15 protein-coding genes are annotated in these 16,680 nt (G+C 38.6%); 8 read left to right on the top strand and 7 right to left on the bottom strand.

Features of this window, described 5'->3' with window-relative positions; all coding sequences use genetic code 11:
- Positions 1-8: 8 nt before the first annotated feature.
- The 4 genes from AC2A07_RS12605 to AC2A07_RS12590 all read left to right on the top strand — a co-directional run bounded on the left by AC2A07_RS12605 (position 9) and on the right by AC2A07_RS12590 (position 6,116).
- The gene (locus AC2A07_RS12605) at positions 9-2,165 is read left to right on the top strand and encodes a peptidase domain-containing ABC transporter (RefSeq protein ID WP_484050709.1); all 2,157 of its coding nucleotides are present in this window, start codon (positions 9-11) and stop codon (positions 2,163-2,165) included.
- Positions 2,166-2,168: 3 nt separating this feature from the next.
- Complete coding sequence (locus AC2A07_RS12600; RefSeq protein ID WP_484050708.1) at positions 2,169-3,185, top strand: NAD-dependent epimerase/dehydratase family protein; 1,017 nt, start codon at positions 2,169-2,171, stop codon at positions 3,183-3,185.
- Positions 3,185-4,945 (top strand): AMP-dependent synthetase/ligase, encoded by a 1,761-nt coding sequence (locus AC2A07_RS12595; protein WP_484050707.1) that lies wholly within the window; start codon positions 3,185-3,187, stop codon positions 4,943-4,945. The genes AC2A07_RS12600 and AC2A07_RS12595 overlap by 1 nt, the downstream gene beginning before the upstream one ends.
- 112 nt (positions 4,946-5,057) lie before the next feature.
- Positions 5,058-6,116, top strand: a complete 1,059-nt coding sequence (locus tag AC2A07_RS12590; RefSeq protein WP_484050706.1) for a diphosphomevalonate decarboxylase — start codon at positions 5,058-5,060, stop codon at positions 6,114-6,116.
- A gap of 621 nt (positions 6,117-6,737) precedes the next feature.
- Here AC2A07_RS12590 and AC2A07_RS12585 read toward each other — a convergent pair.
- Positions 6,738-7,820, bottom strand: coding sequence for an endonuclease/exonuclease/phosphatase family protein (locus AC2A07_RS12585; protein ID WP_484050705.1), 1,083 nt, complete (start codon positions 7,818-7,820; stop codon positions 6,738-6,740).
- 199 nt (positions 7,821-8,019) lie between these two features.
- On the opposite strand from AC2A07_RS12585, the gene gloA2 reads away from it, so the two are divergent.
- Complete coding sequence (gene gloA2 / locus AC2A07_RS12580; RefSeq protein WP_484050704.1) at positions 8,020-8,397, top strand: SMU1112c/YaeR family gloxylase I-like metalloprotein; 378 nt, start codon at positions 8,020-8,022, stop codon at positions 8,395-8,397.
- 78 nt (positions 8,398-8,475) lie between these two features.
- On the opposite strand, the gene AC2A07_RS12575 is transcribed toward gloA2, so the two are convergent.
- Positions 8,476-8,859, bottom strand: a complete 384-nt coding sequence (locus tag AC2A07_RS12575) for a DUF1634 domain-containing protein (RefSeq protein WP_314498123.1) — start codon at positions 8,857-8,859, stop codon at positions 8,476-8,478.
- Entirely contained in the window at positions 8,856-9,686 is an 831-nt protein-coding gene (locus AC2A07_RS12570; RefSeq protein ID WP_484050703.1) for a sulfite exporter TauE/SafE family protein, read from the bottom strand. The genes AC2A07_RS12575 and AC2A07_RS12570 overlap by 4 nt, the downstream gene beginning before the upstream one ends.
- Before the next feature lie 87 nt (positions 9,687-9,773).
- Between AC2A07_RS12570 and AC2A07_RS12565 the strand changes: the two genes are divergently transcribed.
- Together AC2A07_RS12565 and AC2A07_RS12560 are read left to right on the top strand one after the other, a co-directional pair.
- Complete coding sequence (locus AC2A07_RS12565) at positions 9,774-10,325, top strand: DUF1543 domain-containing protein (RefSeq protein WP_314498120.1); 552 nt, start codon at positions 9,774-9,776, stop codon at positions 10,323-10,325.
- An 87-nt stretch (positions 10,326-10,412) separates the two neighbouring features.
- The gene (locus tag AC2A07_RS12560; RefSeq protein ID WP_484050702.1) at positions 10,413-11,522 is read left to right on the top strand and encodes a 5-(carboxyamino)imidazole ribonucleotide synthase; all 1,110 of its coding nucleotides are present in this window, start codon (positions 10,413-10,415) and stop codon (positions 11,520-11,522) included.
- 46 nt (positions 11,523-11,568) lie between these two features.
- Here the strand turns inward: AC2A07_RS12560 and AC2A07_RS12555 are convergent, their stop codons facing one another.
- The 4 genes from AC2A07_RS12555 to AC2A07_RS12540 all read right to left on the bottom strand — a co-directional run bounded on the left by AC2A07_RS12555 (position 11,569) and on the right by AC2A07_RS12540 (position 15,718).
- A complete protein-coding gene (locus tag AC2A07_RS12555; RefSeq protein WP_484050701.1) occupies positions 11,569-11,928 on the bottom strand; it encodes a hypothetical protein in 360 nt (119 codons plus the stop codon).
- A 75-nt stretch (positions 11,929-12,003) separates the two neighbouring features.
- A complete protein-coding gene (locus tag AC2A07_RS12550; RefSeq protein ID WP_484050700.1) occupies positions 12,004-14,124 on the bottom strand; it encodes a cation:proton antiporter in 2,121 nt (706 codons plus the stop codon).
- A 7-nt stretch (positions 14,125-14,131) separates the two neighbouring features.
- Positions 14,132-14,701 (bottom strand): hypothetical protein, encoded by a 570-nt coding sequence (locus AC2A07_RS12545; protein ID WP_484050699.1) that lies wholly within the window; start codon positions 14,699-14,701, stop codon positions 14,132-14,134.
- 108 nt (positions 14,702-14,809) lie between these two features.
- Positions 14,810-15,718 (bottom strand): DMT family transporter, encoded by a 909-nt coding sequence (locus AC2A07_RS12540; RefSeq protein WP_484050698.1) that lies wholly within the window; start codon positions 15,716-15,718, stop codon positions 14,810-14,812.
- 418 nt (positions 15,719-16,136) lie between these two features.
- Between AC2A07_RS12540 and purE the strand changes: the two genes are divergently transcribed.
- Positions 16,137-16,640, top strand: coding sequence for a 5-(carboxyamino)imidazole ribonucleotide mutase (gene purE, locus AC2A07_RS12535; protein ID WP_484050697.1), 504 nt, complete (start codon positions 16,137-16,139; stop codon positions 16,638-16,640).
- The last annotated feature ends 40 nt before the right edge of the window (positions 16,641-16,680 follow it).

The following is a 16,680-nucleotide window of genomic DNA, read 5'->3' as shown; positions in this document are numbered from 1 at the left end:
TTCTTAACGTGGCAAAAATTACCTATTACAGACAGTTGGATTCCATGGATTGCGGTCCGACCTGTCTTAGGATAATTACTCAGTATTTCGGTAAAAAATTTTCTCCCGAATATCTCCGGCTTATTACTTTCCAGTCAAGGACAGGGGTGAGTTTCCATGATCTGATCTCAGCATCTGAAGAATTGAAGATGGAAACTTTAGCCGTAGAGGTGGATTTTGAGAAGCTGATTGCCGAAGCACCGCGGCCCTGCATCCTGCACTGGAAAAAAGATCATTTTGTTGTACTGGTGCCTCATGAATCTCAGGATAAAATTACAATTGCAGATCCTGAATACGGGAAATTGCAGTATACAGCAGAAGAGTTTAAAAAATACTGGCTTCAGGAAAACGGCCTGGGAAAAGCATTGCTTTTTGAAACGACTGAAGAATTTTTCAGTAAAGAGGAAGAACAGTCCGCAGGTGGATTTAAGTTCTTATTTAAATATCTGAAACCGCACAAAAAAGCACTTTTATCACTGCTGTTCACCTTGTTGATTACCAGTGTAATTACGCTCGTGTTTCCTTTTCTTACGCAGAACCTGGTCGATAAAGCGATCAGATTCAAAGATAAAAATCTGGTACTGATGATCGTCGGTGCCCAGATCGTATTGTTTCTGGGAAACAGTTTTATGGAACTGTTCCGAAGCTGGATTATGCTGAAAGTCAATACCCGAGTCAATATAAAACTGATCAGCGACTTTATCGAAAAACTCATTCATCTTCCCGTTTCCTATTTTGAATCCAAAAGGATCGGCGATATTCAGCAGCGGATCTTAGATCATCAGCGGATCAGCTCTTTTCTTTCCACCAATACGCTTTCCATTCTTTTTTCATTTATCAACCTGCTGGTTTTCTCCGTCGTTCTGGCGACTTACAATCTGATCATTCTGGTATTGTTTTTTGTACTCAGTTTTTTATCAGTCGTATGGATTTTTATTTTTCTCGAAAAAAGGAAAATACTGGATCAGAAGGAATTTATCCTCAACAGTCAGAATCAGAATGTTCTGAACGAAATGGTTTTGGGAATGTCTGAAATCAAAATTAATCAGTCAGAAAATTTTCAGCAGTCCAAGTGGGAAAGTATTCAGGAGAAACTTTTTATCAGGAATAAAAAAGCCCTGAAGCTTTCCCAGTACCAGATGATCGGCTCAGGATTTATCTCACAGTTGAAAAACATTCTTATTACAGGTTTCTCAGCATACGCAGTGATCGACGGAGACCTTACCCTGGGAATGATGCTGGCAATCAGTTTCATTGTCGGACAGATGAATTCACCCTTTGATCAGCTTCTTTATTTTATCCAGATTACCCAGGATGCGAAACTGAGTCTCGAAAGAATTGCTGAGGTTCACACAAAACCTTCGGAAGATATCATTCAGAAGACTGAAAAATCAATATCCAACGAAGATATCATCCTGGAAAAAGTAGACTTCGGATTTGGTGATTTTCAGATTTTAAAAAATTTAAACGTAAAAATCCCAAAAGGAAAGATTACGGCCATTGTCGGTGAAAGCGGAAGCGGAAAAACAACACTGTTTAAACTCCTGTTAAGATTTTATGAGCCGGACAGGGGAGTGATCAGGTTCGGAACTGAGAATCTCTCAAAAATCCCTCTTACAGACTGGAGGGATACCACCGGTACGGTGATGCAGGAAGGTTTCATTTTTTCAGACAGCATCCGTAAAAATATCACTCTCAAAAGCGATAATATTGATGAAAGTCTACTGAATTATGCCGTAAAAGTTGCAAATTTGCAGAAATTTGTCAGTAAGTACACTCAGGGTCTGGATACCATGGTCGGAAACGACGGAATCAATTTAAGTACAGGACAGAAGCAGCGGATTTTGATTGCGCGTTCTGTATACAGAAATCCTAATGTTTTTCTTCTGGATGAAGCGACCAGTGCACTTGATTCTCAGAATGAAAAAGAAATCATGGGAAACCTTTTTGAGTTTTTCAAAGGACGTACGGTGATTATCATTGCCCACCGTCTGAGCACCATCAGAAATGCTGATCAGATTTTGGTTCTTCATAACGGGGAATTTGTAGAATGCGGAAATCACGAGGAACTTCTGAACCGTAAAAAATATTATTATAACTTAGTCAATAATCAAGTAGGAATATAATTCATGGTTTTTGTAACAGGAGCAACAGGAATTTTAGGCAGGGTCATCGTTCTGGAACTTTTAAAAAGAGGGAAAACAGTTCGTGCTGCAAAGAGACCTGGCAGTAATGTTGATGAAGTAAAACATTCTTATCAGTATTATACCGGGAAACCGGATCTTTTTTTCAGTAAAATCGAGTGGATCAATGTCGATTTCGATGACATCCATTCCCTTCAGAATGCCTTGAAGGGGATTACAGAAGTGTATCACTGTGCTGCAAAAGTAAGCTTTCATCCTAGAGATGAAAAAGAAATGTACCACACGAATATCAGGGGGACGGAAAACCTGTTATTTGCCTGCGAAGATTCAGGAGTAACGAAATTACTTCATGTAAGTTCGATTGCAGTTTTGGACAGTTTTAATGAAAACGGAGAACTCGACGAAGCGTCTGATTTTAATCCCAAAATAGATCATTCTGCTTATGCCATTTCCAAACATCTTTCTGAGATGGAGGTATGGAGAGCATCAGCCGAGGGTCTGAATACTGTTATCATCAATCCCGGAATGATTGTCGGAACAGGAAACTGGACGCACAGCAGCGGCGAACTGTTTTCAACCTTTGAAAAAAACAGGTTCACCTTTTCAGGCGGTTCCTCCTACATTGATGTGAGGGATGTAGCAAAGGCAGCCCTCGATCTTATGGAAAAGAATAAATTCGGAGAACGTTTTATCCTGATCTCAGAAGGTAAAAAATACACGGACATCGGAAATCAGGTCAGGAGAAAAGTAAATAAAAAAGATGCTGCCGTTCTTTCTAAAAGTACCCTGAATATCGGAAGATGGCTGAATATCATTTTTGGATGGCTGATCCCGCCACTAAAAATGGCGAGCACGACCAATATCGAATCTGTCACTTCGTACAATACAATTTCAAACCGGAAAGTACAGGAGGTGTTGGGTTATGACTTTATTCCTGTACAGGAAAGTGTTGATTTCCATCTCAATAATTATATTAACGATCAAAAGCTGAACCAATTATAATGAATCTTGCAGAAGCAATTATCAGTAAAAATACAGAAAAACATCCTTATAAATCAGCGGTTGGTTTCAAAAAAAAGGAAGCGTGGAAAGAATTGAGCTGGAAGAAATTCAGTGAAATTATCTGCAAAACGGCCAACGCCTTAAAAGAGAACGGAATTGAAGAAAATGATAAAGTTGCGATCTATGCAGATAATTCTGCAGAATGGCTGATTTTTGACCTGGCAGCACTGTCTCTGGGCGCAGTGACTGTTCCGATCTATTCTACCAATAATGCAGAACAGGCAGAATATATCATTCAGGATTCTGACGCTAAAATAATCCTTGTCGGAAATCAGGCACAATATGATGCTGCACTTGAAATTGCAAAGAAGGAAAACAGCCTTGAAACCATTATTGTTTCTAAAAAGGCAGTCTGGGTAAAAAAAGAACATACTTTTTATCTTGAAGACTTTATTGCTAGATCTTCCCCAACGTCAGCGTTTGTCAAAAAAGAAGAGGATGACCTTGCGACAATCATCTATACCTCCGGAACGACAGGAACCCCCAAAGGAGTCATGCTGTCGCACGGTAATTTCATAAAATCCTTTGATGCACATTTTGAATTTTTTAAATTTAAAAATTTCGAAGAGGAACTTTCTTTAGCCTTCCTGCCGCTTACCCATGTTTTTGAAAGATGCTGGAGCCTTCTCTGTCTTTATGGCGGAGCCCGTGTTTATTTCCTTGAAGATCCGAAAGATATAGCGAAGACCCTTGTAGAGGTAAAACCTACCATGATGTGTTCTGTACCCAGGTTTTTTCAGAAAATTTACGCAGGAGTCAACGAAATGGCTGCAGAATCTTCATCATTAAAAAAGAAAATATTCAGTTGGGCACTGGAAACCGGAAAAGAAACTGCCGAACTCAGAAGGAGAGAGGTTGCTGTTCCCTTTGGATTAAAACTAAAACAGTCGCTTGCAGAAATGCTGGTGTTTGGTAAAATTAAAAATAAAATGGGGGGGAGGCTTTGGTTTCTGCCTTGCGGCGGAGCTTCGGTTTCCCCAGAGGTGACCCGTTTTTTTGAATCTGTGGGCATTCATGTGACCGTGGGCTACGGTCTTACAGAAACTACTGCAACCCTGACCGCATTTCCTCTTACCAGATTCGAACACGGAAGCTGTGGAAAGCCACTTCCTGGAATTGAAATTCGTATCGGGGAGCATGACGAAATCCAGGCAAAAGGAAACGGGATCATGAAAGGGTATTATCAGAAACCTGAAGAAACAGAAAAAGTTTTCACACAGGACGGCTGGTTTAAAACCGGGGATGCCGGAAAGTTTGATGAAAACGGAAACCTCTTCATTACTGACCGCATCAAGGATTTGATGAAAACATCCAACGGAAAATATATTGCTCCGCAGCAGATCGAAAATATACTGACCAACAATAACCTGATCAGTCAGATTGTTCTGATTGCCGAAGGACGGCAGTTTGTTTCAGCATTGATTGTTCCGAATTTTGAGTTTTTGGAGGACTATGCAAAGAAAAATGCTGTTTCATTTACCGGTCGTGAAGAATTGGTCAATAAAATAGAAATCCTCGAATTTTATAAAGATCAGTTGAAAGAATTACAGCACGATCTTTCAGATTTCGAAAAAGTAAAGAAATTTACACTCATGCCTTCAGAATTTGAGATCGGAAGTGGGGAAATTACCCCGACCCTCAAAGTCAAAAGAGCCGTGGTGCTGAAAAAATATGCTGACGTAATTGAACAGATGTATTGACAGACAAAGGGTAGTGAGGTTATCAGTTGAATTCAGCCCTGAAAGAGTGAAATATAAAGTAAAAGATCATTTTAAACACGTATTGTGATCATTAAGATTCTATATTTAAGTTATGAAAAAAGAAGAATTTTTAGGAAAAGAAAATTTTACAGTAAATAATCAGACCGTTATAGAAAGCTGTCCGTCAAACATTGCCCTGATTAAATATTGGGGAAAATATAAAGACCAGATGCCGGCCAATCCAAGCATCAGCTATACTTTAAATCACTGTAAGACAAACACGACGATAGAATTTCTGGCAAATGAACCTTTTTCAGTACAGACTTTTCTTTCAGGAAATGAGGAAGTTAAATTTGCAGAGAAGATTGAGAAATATTTCAGAAATATAGAGCAGTATCTCCCGTGGATTTTAAAAGGCAGCTACATCATCAGAACGGAAAATACATTCCCTCACAGCTCTGGAATTGCAAGTTCAGCGTCAGGTTTCGGAGCGGTTGCAAAATGTCTGATGAAATTTGATGATGTTTTTTCAGAAAAAAAATCAGAAGAAGAATCTGTCAGGAAAGCCTCTTTTTTAGCCAGACTGGGAAGCGGAAGTGCATGCAGAAGCCTGTATAAAGGATTGGTGGTCTGGGGTGATTCTGATGAGGTGAATGGAAGTTCGGATTTATTTGCTGTGCAGTATCCCGATGAGGATGTCCATGATATTTTTAAAGATTTTAATGATTGGGTATTACTGATTCACGAAGGTCAGAAAAGTGTCTCTTCCACAGTCGGACACGGTCTGATGAATACCAATCCTTATGCAGAAAGAAGGTTTCAGGAAGCCACGGAGAACTTTGTTCCCATGAAAGAAATCCTGAGGAATGGGGATCTGCAAGGTTTCATAAAACTGGTAGAACATGAAGCTCTTACGCTTCACGCTATGATGATGATGAGTGACCCTGCCTTTATTCTTATGCGAACCGGTACATTAGAGGTAATTAATAAGATCTGGGACTTCAGAAGAGAAACAGGCCTGCCTTTATTTTTCACGTTAGATGCCGGAGCAAATGTTCATTTACTATTCCCGAATGAAGGTTCGGAAGATCAGATAAAAACTTTTATAGAAAAAGAGTTACTGCAGCATACCCAGAAAAATGGGGTAGTGAAAGATGTGATGAAATGGTAATTAAAATCTACGTGACGTTTGTCATTCCGGAGGAATCCAGACTGTTATTATCTTTGTAAGATCAGAGCTATCTGTTTCAATTTTTATAATCCGATTTTTAGAAGTTGCTTAGATTCCTCCGGAATGACAAACTATCCGTTTAACCTTTAATAACTAATCCTGTAAATCCAATTTCAGAAACATTCAATGGTCAACAGATAATCCAAATCTGAATTTTTTGAATTATCTGTTTCAATTTTGATGATCCGATTTTTATAAATTGCTTAGATTCCTCCGGAATGACAAACTAACCGCTTATCCTTTAATGACTAATTAAATCTGTTGTTTCTCTGTAAATCCAAATTCGGAAACATTCAATGATCAACAGGTAATCCAAATCTGGATATTTTGAGTTATCTGTTTCAATTTTGATGATCCGATTTTTATAATTGCGTAGATTTCTCCGGAATGACAAACTAACCGCTTATCCTTTAATGACTAATTAAATCCGTTGTTTCCCTGTAAATCCAAATTCGGAAACATTAATGGTCAACAGGTAATTATGTGGATATGAATGAGTATAAAAAGCAGTGTTCTATTAAAAGGAAATACGGTCTGATATAATAGGTTTTATAAAATCAATTAATCCTCCGTCACCACGGCATCTCTTTCACCATCTTCTTCCTTTCCTTCTTTGATAATTTCCTCAGCTTCCTCTACTTCTTCAGAATCTGCCTGTTCAACACGATCTTCCTGTTCATCATTATGATGGTCGATAAAAAACTCACAGTAGACCGGAAGATGGTCTGAACCAAAATTTTCCAGTGTTTTTAATTCTTCAATGAAAACATCTTCACTGTGAAACATCAGGTCAATCGGAAAACGTAAAAGGCGGGATTTAGCATGGAAGGTCGAGACAAAGGCATGCCCGACTCTTGGATCGATCAGATGACTTGTTTTTCTGAAAAGGATCGATGACTTAGACCAGGCGACATTGTTAAAATCGCCGACAACGATGATCGGTTTTTCAATGTCCTGCACACGCTTTGCGACACTCAGCAGGTCGCCGTCCCTTTCTTTTGAAGTTTCTTCTTCAGTAGGGCTTGGAGGCGGGGGGTGAACTCCGAAAAATACGAATGAATAACCATCTTCCGTTTTTAAATGGGCTTCAATGCTTGGAATATCATCCGCTACAAAATAATGCGTTTTTGAATCCTCAATTTTCATTTTGGAATAAAAATGCATTCCGTAGGTGTTTTCCAGTGTCACTTTATGTTGATACGGATAGTCTTTTTCCAAAACCTGCAGCGCTTTTTCCCAGTCGCCGTTGCTTTCCATCGTAAGAAATATTTCCGGTTTGTTTTTTTGTATCAAATTGATAAATCTGCTGTAATCTGTATTAAACTGGTATACATTGGCAGAAATGAAGTGATATTTTTCCGAAGATTTCTCACTTCGCTGATGCTTTTTTACTTTATAGAGGGGGGTATATTTGATAAGGGTAATTCCGTGATAGATAATCATGGCGAGCAGCAGGCCCTGCAGATACCAGAAATATTCTGTCTTTTCAATAATAAATCCAAGAACAAAGGCAGCAATAGTGAAATAGGTAATCTGAATTTTACCAAAGTCAGGAAACCGAAAAATCCAATGCGAACTTGGGATTTTTGGTAAGATGGTTAAAATCAGCAATAAAGCACTTAGAACAAGGTAAGTTTCCCACATATTTCTTAAAATAAACGACTAAAATTAAACTATTTTAAGGTAAATTCGTGCCAGTTTACTTTAAATTTGTTAATAAAACTGAGTTGAATCATAAATTGATTAATTTTAGGATTTTATATTGCGTATTTAAGTACTGTAGATTGACCCATTTAACTTTAGGAAGCATCATCAATATCAGGTATAATCCAATAATTTTAAAATGAAAATTCATCACATTGCTGTCATCTGTTCGGATTACCGGGTTTCAAAAAAATTCTATACAGAAGTTTTAGGATTGAATATCATCCGGGAAGTATATCGTGAGCAAAGGCAGTCTTATAAATTAGATCTGGCGATTGGTGAGCATTATGTTATAGAACTGTTTTCTTTTCCTGATCCGCCGGAAAGACTTTCGGGACCGGAATCATGCGGCTTAAGACATCTGGCTTTTTCTGTGGAAGATGTTAATGAAAAGCGTGAAGAATTAATTCGGAAAGGTTTAGAATGCGAAGAAATCCGGACTGACGAATTTACAGGGAAAGAATTTTTCTTTACCCAGGATCCCGATAAATTACCGCTCGAGTTTTACGCAGAGTAAACTACTAAACTTGAGTCTTCAGATAAAATAGCAAGAGAATAAATCAATTATCATTGATCACTTATCAATTATCATCAATCAATGCGCATACCCTGTAAAAAAGCTCACTGCCATAATTGCAAGAACAATCGATGAGATCAGAACGTACAGATAATCTTTTTCCTTAAGGTAACCGATAAGTGCGAAAATGATTCTCATCAGTGGTGTGAAGATCAGGATCAGAATGCCAAGTTGGATGATGGCCATCCCTTCACCTTTACAAAGCGTTTCCCAAAATTGGCTCCAGACCTTTTCGGAAGAGGTTCCCATCTCAAGAAGTTTGTATTTTCGGGGCATTTTGAAGCCTTCTGTAAAAAGTTTGACAAAACCGACCAGCGATATAATTACCGATAAAATAACGCCCAGCCTTAAAAGATTTCCAACGGAACGGTTCAGGTCTACGTCAGTGAAGTTCTTTTTCATGAGAAATTGCTTCTGATTCCGTTATACATCATATAAATTGAAAGAATGGTAATGACAATCGCAAAAAAGGTTTTCAGCTTCTTGGTTTTCGAAACCATCAGCGTCTTCGATCCGATGAAGCTTCCAACGACAACTCCTACCAAAACGGGAGCAACGATTACAGGAATAATTTCGCCTCTCTGAAAATAAATCAGTGAACTTGCCACCGCTGTCACTCCGATCATGAAATTACTGGTAGTTGTGGAAACTTTAAAAGGAAGTCTCATCATATTATCCATGGCAAGTACTTTCAAAGCGCCTGAACCGATTCCTAACAGTCCTGACATTGCACCTGCAAACATCATCATAAAGAATCCGGGAACAGTGTTTCTTGCTGCATAGCTTTTGAGAATCCCTTTGTCAGGAAAAGTTCCGTACAGCTTCAGTTTTTCTTCCAGGCTCCCCTGAATTAATGATTCCTGGTGATCCGGTTTTCCTTTAAGGTTTAAAATTACAGTGAGTAAAAGGATACTTGCAAAAATAATTCCGATCGTATTGGGATTTAACATTCCCGAAACGAGGGCACCGGCAATGGCACCGGCAGTTGTCGCGATCTCCAGAAACATTCCGATTCTCATATTGGTAAAACCTTCTTTCACAAAAGCTACTGCAGCTCCCGAAGAAGTTCCGATCACTGAGATCAGTGAGGCACCGATGGCATAATGCATTGGAACACCAAAACCCAGCGTCAGCAAAGGGATAATGATAACTCCTCCTCCCAAACCTGTAAGTGAACCTAAAAGACCGGCTGAGATAGCTCCAAGAAAAAGAATAATGATCTCCGACATGCTACAAATATAAAACTATTGCGGTTTTCAGGCAAACATTAACTCAAGATTATTTTTTGATGTATTTTTGCAAAAATAAAATTCAGAATGAAGTTATTTTATATCATCCTCGGGGCAACTCCAAAAGGCAGAAACATTGAACAGCATGACGTATTTTTCGGTATTGCAGAAACGCTGAAAGACCTGGTTCCTGTCATGAAAGAATTTTGGCCCGAAGCCAAAGGAAAGATTCATATCGATGCTTATCAGGAAGTTAAGTACGCCGATGGATACGAAATATCGGTTGAACCTAAAAATACCTTCGAAAATGAAGAAAAACTCTTTTTCGTCAATCTCGGCGGTTACAAGGAAGAACATTTCAAAGAGTTTCACGAACAGCATCTTATGGTGGGAAAAACCCTCGGTGAAGTCGTGAAAAAATCAAAGGCAACAGAATTTTACCAGACGATGGGCTTTAAAGGTGCAGGCAGTCATATTGATGAAAAATTCGGAGTGGATATTGATGATATCTTCAGTGTTACGGAGATCCTTCCCGAAGAAATGAAGCAGAAGTATTCACTGAAAATCAGAAAGTCAGAGGATGCACAGCAGCAGAATCATACCTTTTTGGGGTACCTGATGCTTGATAAAATTAAATAACTGACCGGAGGTGGCCAACTGCCTCTTTATAATGATTTTAAATCACGGAAATTTAAAATAAAATCTATTAAAAATAAAAGTAAACCAATGAAAATAGGAATTTTGGGAGGCGGACAGCTCGGCAGAATGTTGATTCAGGAAGCACTGAAATATGATGATGAATTTTATACTTTAGACCCGGCAGCAGATGCGCCTTGTCATACGATATCGCATTTTACACAGGGAAGTTTTAATGATTATGAAACCGTCCTGGAGTTCGGTAGAGATAAAGAGGTAGTAACCATTGAAATCGAACACGTCAATGCTGATGCTTTGGCTGAGCTTGAAAAGCAGGGAGTGAAAGTAGTTCCGAATGCTGCAATAATTAAAACAATCCAACAGAAAATCCTTCAGAAGCAGTTTTACGAAGCAAATGGTATTCCGAGTCCTGATTTTGAAATTATGGATGGAAGTTCAGATGAAATAAAAATTCAGTTTCCTTTTGTACAGAAGCTCAATACCGGCGGTTATGACGGAAAAGGAGTACAGATTATCCGTTCTTCTGAAGATCTGAAAAACCTGTGGACGGAAGATTCTGTATTGGAAAACCTTGTAGATATTGATAAAGAGCTTTCTGTCATTGTAGCGATCAATGAAAATGGAGAAACCAGAACTTTTCCGGTAACAGAAATGGTCGCTGATCCGAAATTAAATTTACTGGACTTTAATATCTGTCCGGTTCTTTTAACTGAAGAAATTGAAAATCAAATCGATTCGATTACAGAGAAATTCCTGAATGCTGTCAATTCTCCTGGATTATTTGCGATCGAACTGTTTTTGGATAAACAGGGAAAAGTCTGGGTTAACGAAACGGCTCCGAGACTGCATAATTCAGGACACCAAAGTCAGGAAGGGAATGCCAATTCACAGTTTGAACAAATGTACCGCGTCGTGAAAAATTTACCTTTGGCAGATACCGATGCTGTTATCTATAGCGGAATGCTTAATCTGGTTGGAGCAGAAGGCTTTACCGGAAAAGTAATTTATGAAGGGATGGAAGAAGTCTTAAAACTTCCGGAAACCTACATTCACCTTTACGGAAAAACGGAAACCAAGCCCGGAAGAAAAATGGGACACATCAATGTTCTGGCAGAGTCCAGAGAGGAGCTGATGGAAAAACTGGTGAAAGTAAAAGCAATGGTAAAAGTAATTGCATAAAAATTAGAAATATAGACTGAAAAAAGACTGCATTAGCAGTCTTTTTTCAGTTTTTTAGGACGGAAGGGAAATCAACGGTCCATTTTTTTTCCTGAGAATTCCATAACAGGAAGGGTCCGCCAAAATCATCGAAATAGACAATTTCGTAATGACCGTTGTCATCTGAAATATATTTTGGTTGTGAAGATTCATTTCTTGAGAATCCCATTTTTTCTAAACTTTCCCAGTCATCATTTGCGGGAAGTTTATGGTTCGTATTCTGATACGTTTCTATTTTATTCACCAGTAAATCTCCGGATTTAATATCTGACTTCCTTGTAATTTCAATAGGAAGATTCCAATAGATCATTACAGAAATAATCAGAAGTATGACGGCAGAAATTAAGATGATAAATGCTTTTTTCATATTTTAAACGTATCGGTATGCAGAATGTTCCAAATTTTAAATGTTTATCTCAAGAACAGAATTTTTTAACGTAAACTATTTAAAAATCTTCTTAATCACATTTCCTATTTCCATAAAATCATCATGGTTACCTACAGAACGCTTTTCTGTGTTATCCTGTCTGTATTCCGAATAAGGGAAGATGAGCAGGTAATTATGATCTTTTAGCTGCCCGTTCAAAAGCTCGGGAATCATTCTCATCCTCGGAATATAAGACTGCATTCCTCTTTTTGCCATAAATATAATCAGTCCTTCATCCTCTTTGATCCCGGCTGCGGTCTGTTCACCGTCCTTCCAGGTATTCATGATGATAAATTCAGCTTCTATATTGGCTTTTTTAATAATTTTCTGTAGGATGTTGAGGATGTTTTCCGGCGCATAAAAAATGATGGTGGCCCCTGAATTTCTTGCAATATTCCAAACTCTGACCAGTGCGTGAAAAAATCCGGCTTCCCGATGAGCATTTTCAGGAATCATCACCGCATATTTTTTAATGGTTGAAAGGGGTTGTGCTGCATGATAAACAAAAACATTGACATCATCATTTTGTAAATAGCCATTATACAGATTATGGGCAAATGAAGTGGAAAAACCTTTTTCATCTTCCAGGCCAATGATCAGATCGGTGATCTTCTGTTCTTTAATAACATTGTTGACTCCATTGATCACGTCATTGTCATACCTTTTCAGAGCTTTCAGTTTTACGTCTGCGGAAGCGGCTGTGTCAGCTGCCTGATGCAGAAGTTTATCAGCATTTTTTACGGAGGATTCGTTTTTGTCTTCATTAATCACATTCAGGGCAAAAAAGTCTTCGGTATTTGAATGGGCTTTAATTAAAATTCCGAGATTGATCATTCTCTCCACAGTTGCCTCATAATTGATGGCCAGAAGAATGTTTTCCTCTTCATGGTTGTTTCCTGAAACGGTATCCTCATTATCACGTTCCGCAATTTTCTGTGCACTGGACATGGAGATGAATGATGATACGGTACATGAAACCAGGATCAGTAAAATACTTCCGTTAAGAACATGTTCATTCAATAATCTCACAGGCTCTCCCGTTTCGCTTTCAGAAAGAATAATGTTGTAACCCACCATTACCGCTGCCAATGTTGCCGCAGCAGAGGCAGAACTTAATCCGAAAATCAGTTTTCCTTCTTCTTTTGTCAGCCGGAAAGTCTTCTGGGTAGCAACCGCTGAAATATATTTTCCCGCAATGGAAGCAACAAGCATAACGGCAGCCACTTCAATCGTTTCCCAGCTTTTAAAAAATACCTTGAAATCGATCAGCATTCCCACGCTGATCAGGAAGAAAGGAATAAAAATCGCATTTCCTACAAATTCTACCCTGTTCATGAGTGATGAAGTGTGGGGAATCAGTCTGTTTAAAGCTAAACCTGCAAAGAAAGCACCTATAATTGCCTCCACACCTGCCAATTCGGCCAAAAGTGCTGCGAGGTAGATCATGACCAGTACAAAAATATACTGGGAAATTTTATCATCTACCTTTTTAAAAAACCAGCGCCCGATTATAGGGAAAACAAGTAAAACGATCAGTCCGAAAACGATGAATGAGCCGGAAAGCTTAACCCAGAATTCAGTTCCCACATCACCCTGCGACATCCCGACAATGATGGCAAGAACCAAAAGGGCGAGAACATCGGTGATCATGGTGCCTCCCACTGTAATGTTTACCGCTAAGTTTTTTGCAATTCCGAGTTTGCTTACCAGGGGATAAGCAATAAGGGTATGGGAAGAGAATAAACTGGCAAAAAGTACAGAAGTCAGTACGGAAAAACCTAAGATGTAATAAGCTCCTGCAAAACCAAGTACAAAGGGAACAATAAATGTATAGATTCCGAACGTAAGACTTTTCCATTTATTTTTTTTAAAATCACCCATATCAATTTCAAGTCCCGCAAGAAACATGATATAGAGCAGTCCTGTAGTTCCGGTGACAACGATGCTGCTGTCTCTTGCCAGAACATTAAATCCGTTCGGACCGATAACCGCCCCGGCAATAATAAGTCCCAGAAGATGCGGAACCTTTATTTTATTGAGTAAAAGCGGGGCTGCCAGAATGATAATGAGTACCAACAGGAATTTGAGTACCGGATCTTCAAATGGAAGACTGAGGTTATGTAAGCTTAAAATCATAAGTGTTTTATTTTGAAGGACGTGTCAGCTCAACAGAAAATTTGGCTGTGCATTTATTATCAACAGTAACCGTTCTCGTACCTTTGATTTTGGTCGCAGAAATATCATTGAGAAGAATATTCATTTCTACAAATTTTTCAGCAGTGGAGTCGGTTTTGTAATTAAGTTTTACCTCATTATTTTCGTATTTACCGGAATACAGCCTGACTAGTTTGTTATTGTTGATGATCTTGCATCCCATCTGAGTGGAATCGCTGTCAAATTCCCAGGTGTCAATTCGTTGATCACCGATAACATAGTCACTGCATGAGGATTCTGTACAGATTACTTTACCTGTCCATACCCCGGAAACTTCCGCAGGCCATTCCCTGATCATCTCTACAGAATCTTTTTTGCTGAAAAGACTGTCTCTCATTTTGAGTAATGACTGATAGTCAGCTTCTTTTTTGGCAAAAAGTTTTTCTTTTTCGAATAGTTCTGTTTCTCTCAGTTCAAGTTCTTTTTTGTTTTCCTTACTGTCACAGCTTAAGAGTACTGCAAATAATACCAGAATAATAAGTGGATGTTTTTTTATCATAGTGTTAAAATATTCTAAAAATGTAAGAAAAATAAATGAAATAAAAAAACGAAGAGTTTCAGAAAATGATGGATCGCAGTAAATTTATTTACTGAACAGAATGGCCCTTTACTGTTTAAGCTTTTGTCTTTTAAATAATTCTGGTGTATAGTTGATCACGAAAACTCCTGCAATTATTAAAATAGCAGCAACTATAAATTTTGCAGAAATAGTTTCATCTAAAATTAACCAGCTTAAAAAAATAGAAATAATTGTATTGATATAAGCTAAGATCGAAACCTGCACGGGTGAAATTTTGGTGAGGGCATAGTGGAAGGCAAAAAATGCGGCCACAGATCCAAAAACTGCCAGGTAAAGGGTCGCTGAAATACTTACCAAGCTCCAGTTTTCAAAATTATAGTTTTCTGAGAACAGAAATGCAAAACAAAGCTGAACTATTCCTGCGAATATAAATTGATAGAACAGATTCAGGGTAATATTTTTACTCTGTATATTAAGTTTTTTAGTGAAAACTGTTCCGGAAGCCCAGCCGAGAATAGCTACGAACAGAAAAATGATTCCCATAAGATAATCAGGATTTCCTAAATCGTTCAGACCATCCCAGAATATAAAAAGAATTCCGCTGAAACAGAGAATGATCCCTGTCAAAGCCCGGAAACTGAATTTCTGCAGTCCGACCGCAACACTTCCTAAAAATACAATGATGGGTGAACAGGCACTCATCAGAGATGCGAGGCTGCTCGTTACGGTTTCTTCAGCAACCGTTGTCATCCCATTGGCGATGATCAGCATCAGGGTGGAAAAAATAAGCTGATACCCCAGGTTCTTCCAGCCAATCCATTTGAATTCGTTTCGGTAAAGCAGGATGGTCAGCATGATTATGGCTGCGAGAAACTGTCGGATTCCCGCTACAAACCAGGCAGGAATGGTTTCTACAGCAACCCGGATGGATAAAAAAGTTGTTCCCCACACAACAGCAACAGTGAGAACGGCAAAAGTAAGTTTGTAATTTTTCAATGGAATAGGGGAAATCGAATGGCAAAGATATTTATTTTATCATGAAAAGCTGCCTGTTTTGCTCCGTATATGAACGGTCAGTCGCAAATTTAGTGTTTGGTAAAGCAGATTTCCATTCCCTGTATTTTATATATATACCCGTTTTCTGATGAGTGCACAAACATTTAAACAACATTGGATGTTAAGAAAACATTTGAATAATTTTCTTTGAGAACTTTCCAATATTTGAGCAAGTATAAAATGTTACTGAGAAACGAAATCGTCTGCGATACATGTTTTGGGAATTTTAGAAATTTTTCTGAAAGTTGAGTTATGTTTTCAGTAGAAAGGTTGAAAATTCACTATTGATGAGCAAAGGAAATTCATTTTTACCTTTTTTAAAATCATTATCTTTGACCGATCTAATAAAATTGAAGAAATGGTAGGAATTATCATGGGAAGTCAGAGCGACTTGCCAATCATGGAACTGGCAGCAGATTTTTTAAAAAGTTTAGACATTCCCTATGAGTTGACTGTGGTATCAGCACACAGAACTCCTGAAAGGATGTTTGACTACGCTAAACATGCGCAAAAAAGAGGTTTGAAAGTAATTATCGCAGGAGCCGGCGGCGCTGCGCATCTTCCGGGTATGGTGGCAAGCTGTACGACATTACCGGTTATAGGTGTTCCTATCTTATCCAGTAACTCTATCGACGGTTGGGATTCTGTCTTATCGATCCTTCAGATGCCGGGAGGGATTCCGGTCGCTACTGTTGCCCTGAATGGCGCTCTGAATGCTGGGATTTTAGCTGCAAAAATACTGGGAACCGGTGATGAAAGTGTATCGGATAAGCTTCAGATTTATCAGGATACGTTAAAAGATAAAGTCCTGGGAACAGTGGATGATATTAAAGCAAAGCATCCTAATCTTTATGATTTGTAAATAATAAGAGTTCACATAAAATAAGGCTGCCCTGAAATGG

The sequence above is a fragment of the Chryseobacterium sp. HNCC26DJ238 genome (assembly GCF_057180465.1).
This window is presented reverse-complemented; position numbering and strand designations above follow the sequence as displayed.